This is a genomic window from Pseudomonas sp. HY2-MNA-CIBAN-0224 (genome assembly GCF_040310285.1).
GTDB lineage: Bacteria > Pseudomonadota > Gammaproteobacteria > Pseudomonadales > Pseudomonadaceae > Aquipseudomonas > Aquipseudomonas helleri.
Genome location: NZ_JBEOPQ010000160.1, coordinates 1 through 506 on the forward strand (window position 1 = coordinate 1; position 506 = coordinate 506).

Here is a 506-nt window from a genome sequence, read left to right on the forward strand (position 1 = left end):
TAAAACGGTAGAGCTAGAGCAAACTTATATAAAAGCGGTAGAGCTGATAACTGAATACTGCAATGATGAGCAAAAAGTACTTTTAATAGATGAGTGTAGCGTACCGATGAACGGGCATAGAAGCCATATTGGTAGTGATATGGTACTAAAGACCACAATGTGCCAGCAGTTCTTTAATCAACTGACTATCAGTGCTGAGAGTTTTAATGGAAAGTTAAAATCCCACATGGATCGCTATATTGCGCAGTTCAATAGTTATAGCATTTGGCTATGGCACATTATCCTGATCCAAACGGGTATTCGCCCAGTCAGACATGCACCAGGATTACTCAATCAGTTTGATTTGAAGCGGCGTATATTATGGGTATCTGACAAAGAAGAGCGTCATGCGCAGTCTGATGGCAGGCTCATTCCTCTTAGCAAGTTTTTGATAACTGCTATACAAAACTATATGACTTATATTAAGCAATTTGCCGCCATCTATAATCCATTATGTCCAGCAGCGC

1 protein-coding gene is annotated in these 506 nt (G+C 40.1%); it reads left to right on the forward strand.

The genetic code is table 11. From position 1 onward, the window contains the following. On the forward strand, positions 1-506 hold a 506-nt coding region (locus AAEZ03_RS25830; RefSeq protein ID WP_350582563.1), incomplete at both ends, for a hypothetical protein.